This is a genomic window from Williamsia soli (assembly GCF_017377795.1).
GTDB classification, from domain to species: domain Bacteria; phylum Actinomycetota; class Actinomycetes; order Mycobacteriales; family Mycobacteriaceae; genus Williamsia; species Williamsia soli.
Map to the genome: position 1 here is coordinate 276259 of NZ_JAFRDR010000005.1, position 13386 is coordinate 289644.

16 protein-coding genes are annotated in these 13386 nt (G+C 65.1%); 5 read left to right on the forward strand and 11 right to left on the reverse strand.

Annotation, left to right across the window (positions count from 1 at the left end; all coding sequences use genetic code 11):
* Window positions 1-9: 9 nt before the first annotated feature.
* From J3S28_RS15645 to gad, 11 genes are all read right to left on the reverse strand, one after another.
* The gene (locus J3S28_RS15645) at window positions 10-288 is read right to left on the reverse strand and encodes a GNAT family N-acetyltransferase (protein ID WP_207841654.1); all 279 of its coding nucleotides are present in this window, start codon (window positions 286-288) and stop codon (window positions 10-12) included.
* Window positions 264-935 (reverse strand): hypothetical protein, encoded by a 672-nt coding sequence (locus J3S28_RS15650; RefSeq protein WP_207841655.1) that lies wholly within the window; start codon window positions 933-935, stop codon window positions 264-266. The genes J3S28_RS15645 and J3S28_RS15650 overlap by 25 nt, the downstream gene beginning before the upstream one ends.
* 119 nt (window positions 936-1054) lie before the next feature.
* Window positions 1055-1267, reverse strand: coding sequence for a TetR family transcriptional regulator (locus J3S28_RS28365; RefSeq protein WP_237341625.1), 213 nt, complete (start codon window positions 1265-1267; stop codon window positions 1055-1057).
* Between the two features lie 28 nt (window positions 1268-1295).
* On the reverse strand, window positions 1296-1910 hold the full coding sequence (locus J3S28_RS28370) for a class I SAM-dependent methyltransferase (RefSeq protein WP_237341626.1): 615 nt from the start codon (window positions 1908-1910) through the stop codon (window positions 1296-1298).
* 64 nt (window positions 1911-1974) lie between these two features.
* Window positions 1975-3204 carry an NAD(P)/FAD-dependent oxidoreductase gene (locus J3S28_RS15660; protein ID WP_207841657.1) on the reverse strand — a complete coding sequence of 410 codons (1230 nt, stop codon included), beginning with the start codon at window positions 3202-3204 and terminating at the stop codon, window positions 1975-1977.
* 53 nt (window positions 3205-3257) lie between these two features.
* Window positions 3258-3791: a glutathione peroxidase gene (locus tag J3S28_RS15665; RefSeq protein WP_207841658.1), complete on the reverse strand. Its 534-nt coding sequence runs from the start codon at window positions 3789-3791 to the stop codon at window positions 3258-3260.
* 50 nt (window positions 3792-3841) lie between these two features.
* Window positions 3842-4306 carry a hypothetical protein gene (locus J3S28_RS15670; protein WP_207841659.1) on the reverse strand — a complete coding sequence of 155 codons (465 nt, stop codon included), beginning with the start codon at window positions 4304-4306 and terminating at the stop codon, window positions 3842-3844.
* Window positions 4307-4323: 17 nt separating this feature from the next.
* Window positions 4324-4710: a hypothetical protein gene (locus J3S28_RS15675; protein WP_207841660.1), complete on the reverse strand. Its 387-nt coding sequence runs from the start codon at window positions 4708-4710 to the stop codon at window positions 4324-4326.
* 208 nt (window positions 4711-4918) lie between these two features.
* Window positions 4919-5221 (reverse strand): hypothetical protein, encoded by a 303-nt coding sequence (locus J3S28_RS15680; RefSeq protein ID WP_237341627.1) that lies wholly within the window; start codon window positions 5219-5221, stop codon window positions 4919-4921.
* 132 nt (window positions 5222-5353) lie between these two features.
* On the reverse strand, window positions 5354-5992 hold the full coding sequence (locus J3S28_RS15685; protein WP_207841661.1) for a helix-turn-helix transcriptional regulator: 639 nt from the start codon (window positions 5990-5992) through the stop codon (window positions 5354-5356).
* A 96-nt stretch (window positions 5993-6088) separates the two neighbouring features.
* Window positions 6089-7489, reverse strand: coding sequence for a glutamate decarboxylase (gad, locus tag J3S28_RS15690; protein ID WP_207841662.1), 1401 nt, complete (start codon window positions 7487-7489; stop codon window positions 6089-6091).
* Window positions 7490-7659: 170 nt separating this feature from the next.
* Between gad and J3S28_RS15695 the strand changes: the two genes are divergently transcribed.
* From J3S28_RS15695 to J3S28_RS15715, 5 genes are all read left to right on the forward strand, one after another.
* Window positions 7660-9018, forward strand: a complete 1359-nt coding sequence (locus J3S28_RS15695) for an MFS transporter (protein ID WP_207841663.1) — start codon at window positions 7660-7662, stop codon at window positions 9016-9018.
* On the forward strand, window positions 9011-10528 hold the full coding sequence (locus J3S28_RS15700) for a pyridoxal phosphate-dependent decarboxylase family protein (RefSeq protein ID WP_207841664.1): 1518 nt from the start codon (window positions 9011-9013) through the stop codon (window positions 10526-10528). The genes J3S28_RS15695 and J3S28_RS15700 overlap by 8 nt, the downstream gene beginning before the upstream one ends.
* 82 nt (window positions 10529-10610) lie before the next feature.
* Complete coding sequence (locus tag J3S28_RS15705) at window positions 10611-11474, forward strand: hypothetical protein (RefSeq protein ID WP_207841665.1); 864 nt, start codon at window positions 10611-10613, stop codon at window positions 11472-11474.
* A gap of 16 nt (window positions 11475-11490) precedes the next feature.
* The gene (locus J3S28_RS15710; RefSeq protein ID WP_207841666.1) at window positions 11491-12237 is read left to right on the forward strand and encodes a class I SAM-dependent methyltransferase; all 747 of its coding nucleotides are present in this window, start codon (window positions 11491-11493) and stop codon (window positions 12235-12237) included.
* A gap of 115 nt (window positions 12238-12352) precedes the next feature.
* Window positions 12353-13345 carry an ABC transporter substrate-binding protein gene (locus tag J3S28_RS15715; RefSeq protein ID WP_207841667.1) on the forward strand — a complete coding sequence of 331 codons (993 nt, stop codon included), beginning with the start codon at window positions 12353-12355 and terminating at the stop codon, window positions 13343-13345.
* The last annotated feature ends 41 nt before the right edge of the window (window positions 13346-13386 follow it).

Below are 13386 nucleotides of genomic sequence, written 5' to 3' on the forward strand. Positions count from 1 at the left end.
CCTCTGTATTTAGCGGGGCGTCAACAGCATTCGCAGGTGCGGGATGCCCGCCTCTTGGTAGTTGTCCCCCTCGCGAACGAATCCGAATCGGCCGTACCACTGCTCGAGGTAGGCCTGCGCGGATATCTCGATTGCGCCGGGGTACGCCGCCAGAGCGGCTGTGAGAAGTTGGCCCGCGTAGCCGCGACCCCGTGCGGTGGTCGCTGTCGCCACCCGGCCGATATGAACCGGGTCGTGGTCGGCAAGGACGCGCAGGGTGGCCGTCACCTCGCCGCCGTCGTCCTGCATCCAGAACAGCTCCGTGGTGGGTAGCAGTTCCGTTTCTTCGGGGACGGGTGAGGGGAGTGGTCTGCTGCGGCGTGGAATCGGCGCCCGCGTAGCGACACGATGGAGCACATGGTGAGCCCGAGGAGAAGCAGGTAGAGCGGGAACGCGACGGCCGCGACGTCGAATGCGGACAGGCTCAACAGCGCGAGGGTTCCGTTGGCGGTGCCGAACAAGTAGACAAAACCTCGCTCGGTATCGGGTCGCCGCCACGCCTTGATCACGGTGGGAATACCGCCGATCGCGTCGGCCGCCACCGCGGTGAGAACGGCCAGGACGGGATCGTCGAGAACCAGCCACAGCAGCAGTGCCACCGCGGCGCCCACGCCGCACCACAGGTCGAATCTGCTGACCCGCCAATAACTCGAGGGATTGGCGAACGACGCGCAGAAGATGAGGAACGGTCCCAGGCCGACCGCAAGGGTGGTCACCGCAGGCAGTCCGACGCCGTCGCCGACCTGCGCGCCGAACGCGATGGCGGGCGCGGCCGCCCACAAGAACCACGAGACCCGGTTGGGGCGCACGACACCGCGCACGGTCAGCACCGCGTACCACGAGCTACCCACCATCGACAGGGCTGCACCGATCAGGACGAATCGAGGGTCGATCACGGCGCAGCACCTGCAATCCGATTGATCAGTTCCCGCAGGTCAGCATGGGCGATGGCGATGGAGGCCGCGGCGAACCCGGTCCAGATGCGGGCCTTCACGATGCGTTCATCGTCGAGCGGTCATGCTGTGCAGACGACGGCGGCAAGACACTCCGCCGCCGTAATCCCGCCGGCACTGTCGGCGCTGTCTGCACGTGCCGCCGTACGTTCGAAGAGGGTCTGGCGTGCGTGGACCAACATCTCAGACCGGGAGCCGAACCGGTGCATGATCAGGCCGGTGGTGCACTCCGCGCGGGCCGCAACCGCACGCACCGTCGTGGCTTCGATCCCCAACTCCGCGACCGTATCGCACACTGCAAGGTCACACGTAGCGCCCGACGGCCCATCCGCGAGCTGCGTCCGGGCGTACGGCGTCGACGACGATGCCGTCTTGGTAGAGGCCGGTCTGCACGACAGTTCCGCTGTCGATCGCCCACTGCCACGCACGAATGGGTCCCTCGCCCCACGGCTTGTGTGGCAGCAGGTCATCGAAGATGAGCACGGTCTTCTCGTGGGCCAGCCGCCTCATGTTGGTGATGTCGGCGCGGGCGATGTCGTATGTGTGTCCGCCGTCGATGAAGATCAGATCGAACCGGTGGTCGGGCTCTGAGTCGCCGAACCGCGGAACTGTCTCCAGCGAGTCACCGGCAATCAGCGTGTGTCGTCCGGGGAACTCTTCGTCGATGTGTTTCTTGGACGCCGATACGTACTGGTGTTCCGCCAGATCGAAGGACGTGACCCGAGCCCGGGGGTTCGCATCGAGGAACGCATGACTGGAAAACCCGGCGTTGAATCCGATCTCGGCGATCTGTTGAACCTCTGTCCCCGCTGCGGCGGCCCTGAGGAAGGCGAGCTGTTCGTCGTTGGCAGATCCTTCGACGAACCACCCTTGCGCGCGTGCGTCAGCGACGATCTCTTCCAAACGGTCAAAACCCATGTAACACTTCTCCGATCGTCGCCAGGCGCGTCGTCGCCTCGAACATTCGATCCTAGTAGTTGATCTACAACCGTCCCTTGAGGATCAGGTTCCAGTACGTCCTGGGCAGCCCGTATCGGTCGAAGGCCCATGCGGAACGCCGTGGCTTGAGCGGGTCGAGGAATGACGGCAGTGACGACGTCACCGTCCCGTCCCGGTCGAACTCGGCGGCGATCAGAGTGTGGCCTTCGATGACGATCGGGGCCACCGTGTAGCCGTCATAATCCTGCAGCGCTTCGCCGGATCGCGCCGCGAGCAGATTGTCGACGAGGGTCGAGATCTGCCGTCGCAGACCACCGCCGGACGGATCGGTGTCGATGGCGGCGCCGTCGCCGGCTGCCCAGACGTTCGGATGCGCGCGGTGCTGAAAGGTGCGCGAGTCGATGTCGACGAGACCGTGGGGAGTGCTTCCGGTCAGATTCGACTCCTCGAGCCATCGGGGGCCGCGGAACGGGGGTACGAGGTGCAGCATGTCGTACGGCAGCACCTCGGCTGTCCCGGGTTCGTCGGCGACGGTGATCTCCTGCGTACCCGGGCTCAGGGCGGTCACCGCGGTACCGAGCCGGAGGTGGACCCCGAGATCATCGAGATGGCCGAGGAGTCGCTCATCGAGCCCATCGACCCCGAGAAGGCTAGGCCGGTCGACGACCAGGGTGATGTCGATGCCGGACAGCCGGCCGGTGCGGCGCCAGTGTGCGGCAGCCAGGAACAGCGGCTTGATCGTCGTCCCGGTGCAACTCACCGGCTGTCGCGGAACGGTGAAGATGGCATGTCCACCGACCTGCATCGCCTGCACCAGCTGCCACGTCTGCTCGGCCCGGTCGACGTAGTTGCTCGCCACGGCAGGGGTGTCGAGGGCAGCATCGATCCCGGGCAGTGCCGCGGTGTCGGGCACCAGCCCGGGACCGAGTATCAGGTCGTCGTAGCGGTACCGGCGACCGGAAGCGCACTGCACGACGCGTTCGGCGGCATCGACCCTCACAGCGGAGTCCCGGATCCACGTGCAACCCTTCGGGGTCACCGAACGCTGGGTGCGCTCGGCGCTGCGCAAAGGTGCCTGCCCGCCACCGACGTAGGACAGCAGTGGCCGGTAGGTGTGCACCAGTTGGGGCTCGATGACGGCGACATCGCCGATGCCCTTGCGGCGCAGTCGGCCTGCCGCGCTGATCCCGGCGTTGCCGCCACCGATGATCAGGACATCGAAATGTGCATCACGCCCGGTGGCAGCGGGTCGTTTGGAGCCTGCAGGGGTCATCTCAGGGAACTACCCCGATCCGGACCCCACCAACCCGATGACCCCCGCGCGCGCTACAGCAGGGCGTCGAGTTCGGCGCTGATCTCCTCTGGCGTCACGGTCGGCTCGTACCGTTTGATGACAGCTCCATCGCGGCCGACGAGGAACTTGGTGAAGTTCCATTTGACGTCGTCGGTGCCGATCGCGTCGGGGCTCGTCTTCTTCACGTGGTCGTACAGGAAGCCGGACTCCGGGCCGAAATCCCCGGGAGCCTCGGACCGCAGGTAGGTGTACAGCGGGGCGGCATTCTCCCCGTTGACATCGATCTTGCCGAAGATCGGGAACGTGACGTTGAAGTTGGTGTCGCAGAAGTCGGCGATCTCCTCGGCGGTTCCGGGCTCCTGGCCCCCGAACTGATTACACGGGAATCCGAGGATGTTGAATCCGCTGTCCTTCTTGTCCCGGTACAGCTGTTCGAGGCCCTCGTACTGCGGTGTCAGGCCGCACTTGCTTGCGACATTGACGACCAGCAAGACCTGTCCGGCGTAGTCCTTGAGAGGTTGGGTTCCGCCGTCAGGCGTTGTTGCATCGAAATCGTGTGCGCTCATGGGATTGTTCCTATCAGATGCGAGATGTCGCGGGCGTTCGCCATCGGCGATCAACCCTCGGCGCCGATGGCGGTGCGAGGCACGAAGATCACCAACGGGTCACCGGGTGCGATGAGGATGCAGGCGTTGTCACTGAGGGTGAGGACAACTGCACGGGTCGACTCCGGGGACGACTCGAGCTGACGGGAAATGTCTGCCGCCAACGCCGCGGGCACCGTGAATCGACCATCGCTGAGATGGATGGCAGCGACCCCCTTGGCGGCCAGTGCGGCGTCTCGGTACGGCATCGAATACATCTCCTCGCTGATTCTGGGCCCCAGCGTAGGAGATGGTCGGGTCGTCCGCAGCACGCGGGTGATCTGCGCTTTTGTCGGTGGGGAGGCATATTTCGACGCATTTTTCTCGAGGCGGAATTGCCGGCGGGTGACCTCGGTCACGTTCGGTTCGGTCTGAGTTTCTGGCGATCGCGCCGAGGGTCGAATGCCTCGCTCACCGGTGGTCAATTGTTCGGGCATCGGTCGCTCCATTCCACTCAACTCATCACCAGCGCTTCCTGGACGGCGGCGTGAAATGCTTTGCCGGGGTCACCGAAAACCTGGGTCTCGGGAAAGTACATCGCTGCCAAACCGCTCAGTAGCGACCCGCATGCGCCGGGGCGAACCGCCACGGCGAACCACATCCCCATCGACACATTGCTGATGACCCGGGTCCAATCCGATTGCTCTTCAATCGCATTGGCTACGCGCAGCATGAGCTTCGGATCGTTGACGCCGGATCTCGGTGAGGACGCATCGGTCCGGTGCGGCGAGCGCGGGGCGCCGGTCTCGGTGTCGCCCGTGCCCCGTCTGTCGGAATGGGCTCGGGAATGGATTTCGACTGCATCTGCGACCGTCAATGGCAGGTTGTTACTGCTGTGCATCGTGGCTCTCCTCGGCGGGTGTTTGCTGGCCAAATGGCCAACAACTCGACGTTCGCACGAGTTGAGGGTTTTGTTGCAGGTCAGTCGACTTTTTGTTGGACAGTTGATACTCGTAAATGCAGAATTAATTTTTCGGGGAACATTTGGACGGCAAAGTATCAATGAAGCCAAACCTGAAGTTTTGATCCTTCGGCGCCGGGGGTGGCGATCAGTCAGCGGAGAGCGACGCCTCCTCGGGCGTCGCCAGCGTCAACACCGCCTCGGTCACCCTCGGATCGGTCTCGATCTCGGACTCGAGATGGCGCAGCGTTGTGGCCAGGTCGTTCTCTCTGGTGTTGCCGACGAACGCGACGGCGAGCCCGATGAGAGCGGCAGCATCCTCAGCGAATACGGCCCGAAAGGTGGGGTCAGAAGTTCGGAAGACCGGGCTCAGCAACCCGACCCGGCGCTGGACCGCACCCTTGTTCGCCTGCTGGTACGACCGCAGAAACGAAACCCCCTCTGCGAACATCGACCAGATGTAGGCCTCTTTGCCGTACCCCTGCCACCGTCAGGAAGCTGTCGCCCCCGGCCTGGGCGGTGTCGTGCTCGTCAGTTGCCATGTGACCTCACCGGGCCAGTATGCGCTCCGGATGACAGCAGATCAGATCAGACCTTCGCGCATCGCGTAGGCCACGGCATGGGTTCGGTTGCGTAGGTGCAGCCGGGTGGTGACACCGTGCAGGACACTCTTCACCGTGCGTTCGGAGTAGCAGAGTTCATCGGCGATCGCGGCGGTGTCGAAACCCTCGGACACCAGGCGCAACACTTCGATCTCCCGCTCGGACAGTGGCGCGCCGGCCGGCCTGCGAGGAAAACCGCCGCGGCGCTGGAGATATCCGACCTCTTCGAGAAGGGTGCCGACCAGGTCGGGGGGAACGGCCCCACCGCCGGCCGCGATCCGCTTGATCTGTGCAACGAGATTGTCGCGGGTCGCGTCGGTGCGACGGATCATTCCACTGACGCCGGCCTCGGCCGCCGCCACCACCGTGGTCTCGTCGAGCGACCCGAGCACGAGCATCGTCCGGGGGACGCCGCCGCGCTGGATCGCCCTGAGGTTGCGGTACACCGCGTCATCGAGGGCGTCGGCGACCACCACCGCCACCTCGGCGCTGTCGACGCTGCACCCGGCGACGAGCCGGACCTCCGCACACATGCGAAGCGTGCTCGTCACGCCTGCCTGCAGGATCGGATCGTTCGCGTAGACGTAGGTGCTGACTCGACTGCCGCCATGATTGCGCATGTGTCGATGGTCGACGACCCAGAGCCCGCTGCCGCGAGTAGCGCACTACCTGAAATCCGGTTCGAACACCGAAGGTCGGGGGAGTCCCGCGCGGGGTCAGTGGGCGAAGTGCTGCTTCTGCGGCAGGTTGCCGTCCGACTTGATGGTTCGCAGCTCCTTCATGACCTCGACGAGATGCTGGTGCAAGACGCGGGCCATGTCGCGGGAGAATCCTTCGCGGACAACAACTCGCAGGACCGCGAGGTCGGAGACGTTGTCAGGCATCGTGTACGCCGGAACCTGCCAGCCGTAGGAACGCAGGCCGTGTGAGACGTCGAATGCGGTGAACTCGCAGTCACTGTGGAGCTTGAAGGTGACCACCGGTATCGCCGAACCGTCCGTGACGATCTCGATCTCGTCCTCTTCCTCGATCTGCCCGGCGAACCACTGGGCGGTATCGGACAGGGACTTCATGATGTCGGTATAGCCCTGGCGGCCCAGACGCAGGAAGTTGTAGTACTGCCCGATCACCTGGTTGCCCGGTCGGGAGAAGTTCAGGGTGAAGGTAGGCATGTCGCCGCCGAGGTAGTTGACGCGGAAGACGAGGTCTTCGGGAAGCCAGGTCTTGTCGCGCCAGACGACGAATCCGACGCCCGGATACGTCAGGCCGTACTTGTGTCCACTGACGTTGATGGACACCACCCGCGGGATCCGGAAGTCCCATTCGAGGTCGGGGTGCAGGAAGGGGAGGACGAAGCCGCCGCTGGCCGCGTCGACGTGGATGGGCACGTCCACGCCACCGTCGGCGGCGAGCTTGTCGAGGGCCGTGGCGATCTCCTTGACCGGTTCGAGCTCACCGGTGTAGGTGGTACCGGCGATGACGACCACGCCGATCGTGTTCTCGTCGACCGCATCGAGAACCTGTTCCGGGGTGATGACGTAGCGGCCTTCCTCCATCGGGAGGTACCGCGGTTCGACTTCGAAGTAGCGGCAGAACTTCTCCCACACAACCTGCACATTGCTGCCCAAGATCAGGTTGGGAGTGCCGGTCGATGGTCGAGCTCCGCCTTCGGCTTCGTCTCCGCCGGTCTTCTTCGCCTTCCACAGCCACTTGAGGGCCAGGCCACCGAGCATGACTGCCTCGGAGGACCCGATCGTCGACGTGCCGGTCGCGCTGGACGCCACGGTGGGGTCGAGGTCCGGCGCATTGAACAGGTCCGCGACCATGGCGACACAGCGCTCTTCGATGGCGGCGGTCAGCGGGTACTCGTCCTTGTCGATCATGTTCTTGTCGAACGTCTCGGCCATCAGCTTCTCGGCCTGGGGGTCCATCCATGTGGTGACGAAGGTGGCGAGGTTCAGACGTGAGTTCCCGTCGAGCATCAACTCGTCGTGAATGAATCGGTAGGCCACCTCGGGATCCATCGAGTCGTCCGGGATCTGAAGGGCGGGAATGCCGGAGACCGCGAATCGGCCGGTGTACGCGGGGGTGATCATTCCCCGGTCGACGTCTGACATATGAACTCCATCGCTGCTTGATTAACGGGGATTGCCGAGGCCCGAGCGCTTAGATGGTACCGCCGAAGTGGTCACGCGCACTGCGGTTCTCCAACTGCTTGGTCATGTCGAGCTGCGAAAATGCGTCTCATGCCTAAGGTATGAGGGTGAATCGGCAATCGTCACCTAGGATGCGCAGAGTTCCTCGTGCGGTGACCGTCGGCTACGCGGCCGGCAGCGTCGGTACGGGTGGCTTCGGGGTGCTGCCCGGATTGGTGCTGTCGTACTACTTGACCGACACCCTCGGTGTCGCGGCGATTGTCGCGTCCGCGGTGGTGATCTTGCCGAAGATCATGGACGTGGTGCTGGACCCCTGGATCGGCGCGATCAGTGACCGCATGGTGGCGCGGCGCGGCGCCAGGACGCGGCTGATGTTGCTCGGCGCGGTGAGTCTGCCCGCGGTGTTCGTCCTGACGTTCGCTGCCCCACCGGCCATCGGTGCGGCCGCCGGCGCCGCGTGGGTGCTTGTCTTCTTCCTGCTGTCGGCGGTGGCGTACAGCCTCTTCCAGGTTCCGTACATCGCACTACCTGCCGAGCTGACCGCGGACTACGACGAACGAACTCGCCTGATCTCGATTCGAATTGCGGTGCTGGCGTTGACGATCCTGTTGGTCGGCGCCGGGGGGCCGGCCATCCGGGACGCGTTCGGCGGGGATGCCGCGGGTTATGTGGTGATGGCCATCGTGGTGGCAGCCGTCATCTGCGCCGGGATGCTGGCCGCAACGCTTCTCGCGTCCTCTCGCGCGCTGCCGGTCGCTTCGGGCCGCGAGCTCGGAAGCGGTGTCGCGGCGGCGTACCGCGACGGGCTCGATGCGCTGCGGACCGTACGACGATTCCGGATCCTGGTGACGGTGTTCGTGATTCAGGCACTCGCCAGTGCGGTGATGCTCGCCGGCGCGCAGTACGTCGCGACGTACGTGCTCGACAACGAGGGTGCGCTGACGGTGTTGTTTGCAGCGCTTGTCGCTCCCGCGCTGCTGGTCATGCCCCTGTGGTACCGCTTCGCCACCCGGCGGGGCAAGGTGCGTGGGCTGGTCGCGGCGTCATCGATTTTCGTATGTGCCACCACTGCTCTGGTGGTTGCGACCTGGCTGCCTGGCTGGTGGATCTATCTTGCCGTCGGGGTGGCGGGCGTCGGATACGCGGGTATGCAAGCATTTCCGCTCGCGATGTTGCCGGATGTGATCGACTCCGATGCTCGCCGCGGGGGCCGGGAGAGGGGAGGGTCGCTCGCCGGGGTGTGGACGGCCACCGAAACCGCGGGCCTGGCATTGGGTCCGGCCGTGTTCCTGCTCGCGCTCGCGATCGGGGGATTCGTATCGTCATCCGGGGATGAGATTGTGAACCAACCTGATTCCGCGGTCACGGCGATAGCGCTCGCGTTCTCCGCTGTGCCCGCCGTTCTCGTCACGATCAGCATCTGGCTGCTGCGCGGTTACCGTGAGAACGACAACGACAGTCACATCGAGGGAGGGGTGATCGATGCCTGAACCAGACAGGTTGTCTGCATCGGACGGAGGGCAGATCGCGTCTCGCGGGGTGCAGGTGCTCGAGACCCTGCGACGACTCCGGGAACAGGACGCACCCACCCACGGTGGCCGGGTCCTGTCGTACGTCTACGACAGTGGGCTGGCAGAACTCGATCGGATCGCCGGTGAGGCGGCCCGCCTCGTGCAGTCCGTGAACGGCCTGGACCCCACGGTCTTCCCGTCCGTCGCCGTCATGGAGCGTGAGCTGGTGGCATTCGGACGCAACATCTTTCATGGTGACGCCTCGATGGTCGGCAACGTCACCACCGGAGGCACGGAGAGTTGTCTGCTGGCGGTGAAGGCGGCGCGCGATCTGGTGGCGGCCCCCCGTGGAACCGGTTCGCTGGTGATCCCGACCACCGCGCACGCAGCATTCATCAAGGCGGCTGCGCTGCTGGGCCTCGAGCTCATCCGGGTTCCGGTGGACCCGGCCACGGGGGTCGTCGATGCCGATCGGATCGGTGCGGCGATCCGCCCCGACACCGTACTCGTGGTGGTGTCTGCGCCGAACTACCCGACGGGTTCGATCGACCCGGTCGAGCAGGTCGCAGCGGTGACCTGCGCGCGAGGGGTCGCCTTACATGTGGACGCATGCCTCGGCGGTTTCGCGCTGCCCTGGTGGGACACTGCTGAGAAACCGCTGTCACCATGGGATTTCCGGGTCGAAGGTGTCACCAGTCTGTCGGCCGACCTGCACAAGTACGGGTACGCCCCGAAAGGCGCGTCGCTGCTACTGCATCGGGACCGGGACCGGCACCGCGCTCAATACTTCGGGATCACCGATTGGCCGGGCTACCCCGTGGTGAATCCGACATTGTTGGGGTCGAAGTCGGCGGCAGGTCTCGCGAGCGCGTGGGCCGTGGCCACGACACTCGGGTCGCAGGGATATGCCGGCCTGGTGGCGGGTGTCCGGGACTCGACCGATGCGCTGGTCGCTGCCGCTCGCGGCATCGGAGGCCTGCGGGTGGTGGGCGAGCCGGTGGGGCCGGTCTTCGCGATCGCTGCCGATGCCGGCGCAGAGGATGTGGTCGACCCACATCGGTGGGCTAGTGCGGTGGCAGACCGCGGTTTCACCCTGCAGATGCAACCCTCTCTGACGCAGCCCGACGGAACCGTGCTGGCACCAACCACGCATGTGACCGTCACCGGTGTCACCGCATCGATCCTCGATGAGCTGATCGGGGCGTTCGGGAGCGCCGACGGCATTGTCCGTGGGGAGCCGCCGGCTGCGCCACCGCCGGCGCTCGCCGAGCTCGCCGCCGCGTTCGGCAGGGGCGAGGTAGCGCTCGCCGATGTCCTCGGGCTGCCGAGTGAGTCCGTCGGAGCCGCGCTGGTGGCGGCGGGCCTCGACCCACGCGGAGACGGCGACCTCGACATGGCGACAGTGCTCGCGGCCGTCGAAGCGCTGCCCCGGCCGGTCACCGCGAAGTTGCTCGTCGAGTTCCTCGCGGGGCTAATCGCCCCGGACTGACGAACGGAAGACAACTACTTTACCGCCGCCGGCTCGCCGGTAGGGTGTGAGACCTAGCTGCCGACGACGAGGAGTGGTGTCCATGGGACCCGGATACGGCAACGATCCGAACAACCCTGATCAGCCGTATTACGGTGGCCAGCAACCACCGCAGCAGCCCTACTACGGCGATCAGCAGCCGTATTACGGCAATCAGCCGCCGGATCAGGGTGGTTACGGTCCCAGCGGTACCAGTCAGATGCCCGCCGGCGGGCAGCCCGACTACGGACAACCCGACTACGGGCAACCCCAGTACAACCAACCCCAGTACAACCAATCCGGATATGGGCAGCAGCCCGACTACAGCCAGCAGGCGTACGGCCAGCAACCCTACGGCGAGCAGCCGTACGGCAACTCACCGTATGGCGGGCAGCCGCCCTACGGTGGCCCCCCCTATGACGGCGGCTACGGGCAGCCCCCGCAGGGCCCGAACGGCGGTGGCAGCAAGAAAACCCTGCTGATCATCTTCGCCGTCGTGATCGCTCTGCTCGTGGTGGTCGGCGGTGCCACCGCCGCCCTCGTCCTCGGCAGCGACGGTGACGGCGATTCGCCGACCGCCAACTCGACGACGTCGAGCGCCACGACGACCACCGGCAGCACCAGCACCGGGGACACCACCACCACGGAGACGACCACGACGACATCCGGGAGTTCGGGTGGCACAGTCGTTTACGAGGTGACCGGCAATGCGTCGATGATTCTCTACAGTGACGCCGGTGGCGAGCAGAAGACAGAGACATCGCCGAGCACGCCATGGACGAAGTCGTTCGACAATCTGGAGCCGCCGTTCCAGCTCAGTGCCTTCACCGCCAACGGGGAGGACGTGTCCTGCAGCATCAAGGTGAACGGCAAGACCGTGGCGAGCGACAAATCGGCCCTCGCGATCTGCGTGGACATCGGGGCGTAGACAGGCCGATCTGACCATGTCCGAACAAGACTCACGCAAAGAACGGGCGACGTCATTCGGTGCGCAGGCGTCGGCGTACAGCGCCGGACGGCCCGGCTATCCGGCGCGGGCCGTGGCGCGGCTGCTGGCACCCGACGCGATGGTGGTCGCCGACGTCGGTGCGGGGACAGGCAAACTGACGGCCTCACTGCTCCAACCGGGGCGCACGCTCTATGCCGTGGAACCCGACGCCGCGATGCTGGACACCCTCAGCGTCCAGCTGCCATCCGTCCACGGACTGATCGGCACGGCCGAACAGATCCCACTCGCGGACAAGGTCTGTGATGCCCTCACCTTCGGCCAGTCGTGGCACTGGGTCGACCCTCTCGTCGCCGTCGCCGAGGCGGCCCGGGTGCTTCGTCCCGGCGGCACGCTCGGCCTGATCTGGAACATCCGGGACGAGACGGTTCCGTGGGTCGCTCGGTTGACCGAGATCATCGCTGCGAGCGAGGCCGAGGTGTTCGTCGCACAGGGGGGACCCACATTGGGCCTGCCGTTCGGTGTACCTCGCCATGAGACCTTCGACTGGGATCGCCGGCTCGACGTCGAGCAACTCCTCGCGATGGTGAACTCGCGGAGTCAGATCATCACGGCCACAGAGTCCGAGCGCGCAGACATCCTCGATCGCGTGCGCCGACTCGCCGCCGAGGTCGCCGATTCCGACGGAACGATCGTGTTGCCCTATCGAACCCACGTGTTCCAGGCCATCAACTCGGACGGGTAACCAAACCCTCCCGGAGGCAAACCTTTCGGCGCACGCTGATCGAAAATCGGGAAATCTCGGCGCAAACACCCGTAGGTCGTGACGCAAACGTGCTCAGTCGTGTTCTATTGACTGGGTGCATACGCTCATCCGCAGGGATGCGTGGCTCCGTTTCACGCTGCTGCCCGCCATCCTCCTGCTCACCGCGGCCATGGTTGCCGGATGCTTCGACCCCCTCAGCCGAGCCGGATCACGCGATCCCGATCCGAACCACATCGTCGTGGGTTCCGGCGGTGTCCTGGAAAGCCAGATCATCGGGCAGATCTACATCGACGCGCTCGAGGCGAACGGCTTCACCGTCGAGAACCAGCTGAACTCCGGAACACGTGAGCGGTACCTGCCTGCGCTGCGTTCAGGCGACATCGACCTCGTCCCCGACTACATCGGCAACCTGATGCAGTACCTCGCATCGACTGCTCCGGGTCTCACCGAGGACCAGGTCGCCGAATACTCGGCGCTCACCTCGCTCGAAGACATCGAACAGAAACTGCCGACGGTCGAGGGCGACGATCTGCTCACCTACACTCCCGCGCCCGGTTCCAACTCCGATTCGGTGACCGTGACGCAGAAGTCTGCGGACAAGTGGAACCTGAAGTCGATAGAGGACCTGGCCCGGGTATCGCAAACGGAGAAGGTCAGTTTCATGGCCAACAGCGAGTTCGCGACGCGTGAGGTCGGCGTACCGGGACTCGAACGGAACTACGGGCTCAAGGTCGATTTCCGACCCAACAATGACAGCGGCGGTCAGGCCACGATCAATGAGCTCACCAGCGGGCGGGTCACGGCCGCGGACATCTACACCACGACCCCGGCGATCACCACCGAGAACCTGGTGGTCCTCGAAGACCCCAAACACAACTTCCCGGCCAACAACATCGTGCCCGTCCTCGCGAAGACCAAGGACTCCCCGAAACTCCGCGCGGTACTCGACGCGGTGTCGTCGAAGCTGACGGTCGAGGAGCTGCGCAACTTGAACGAGTTGGTGTCGGGCAAAGAGAAACTCGAGGTCGAGGACGCGGCGAAGCGCTGGGTCGAAGCACAGAATCTGAACAAGGCTCTCGGGTCGTGAACAGCATCTCGACCACGATCTTGGCAACGGCTCACCGGAAG

Excerpts from the sequence above, each read along its gene's own strand:
- J3S28_RS15645 (WP_207841654.1), bottom strand. The coding sequence starts at position 288 with ATGCAGGACGACGGCGGCGAGGTGACGGCCACCCTGCGCGTCCTTGCC.
- J3S28_RS28370 (WP_237341626.1), bottom strand. The coding sequence starts at position 1,910 with ATGGGTTTTGACCGTTTGGAAGAGATCGTCGCTGACGCACGCGCGCAA.
- J3S28_RS15660 (WP_207841657.1), bottom strand. The coding sequence starts at position 3,204 with ATGACCCCTGCAGGCTCCAAACGACCCGCTGCCACCGGGCGTGATGCA.
- J3S28_RS15665 (WP_207841658.1), bottom strand. The coding sequence starts at position 3,791 with ATGAGCGCACACGATTTCGATGCAACAACGCCTGACGGCGGAACCCAA.
- J3S28_RS15670 (WP_207841659.1), bottom strand. The coding sequence starts at position 4,306 with ATGCCCGAACAATTGACCACCGGTGAGCGAGGCATTCGACCCTCGGCG.
- J3S28_RS15675 (WP_207841660.1), bottom strand. The coding sequence starts at position 4,710 with ATGCACAGCAGTAACAACCTGCCATTGACGGTCGCAGATGCAGTCGAA.
- J3S28_RS15680 (WP_237341627.1), bottom strand. The coding sequence starts at position 5,221 with ATGTTCGCAGAGGGGGTTTCGTTTCTGCGGTCGTACCAGCAGGCGAAC.
- J3S28_RS15685 (WP_207841661.1), bottom strand. The coding sequence starts at position 5,992 with ATGCGCAATCATGGCGGCAGTCGAGTCAGCACCTACGTCTACGCGAAC.
- gad (WP_207841662.1), bottom strand. The coding sequence starts at position 7,489 with ATGTCAGACGTCGACCGGGGAATGATCACCCCCGCGTACACCGGCCGA.
- J3S28_RS15695 (WP_207841663.1), top strand. The coding sequence starts at position 7,660 with ATGCGCAGAGTTCCTCGTGCGGTGACCGTCGGCTACGCGGCCGGCAGC.
- J3S28_RS15700 (WP_207841664.1), top strand. The coding sequence starts at position 9,011 with ATGCCTGAACCAGACAGGTTGTCTGCATCGGACGGAGGGCAGATCGCG.
- J3S28_RS15705 (WP_207841665.1), top strand. The coding sequence starts at position 10,611 with ATGGGACCCGGATACGGCAACGATCCGAACAACCCTGATCAGCCGTAT.
- J3S28_RS15710 (WP_207841666.1), top strand. The coding sequence starts at position 11,491 with ATGTCCGAACAAGACTCACGCAAAGAACGGGCGACGTCATTCGGTGCG.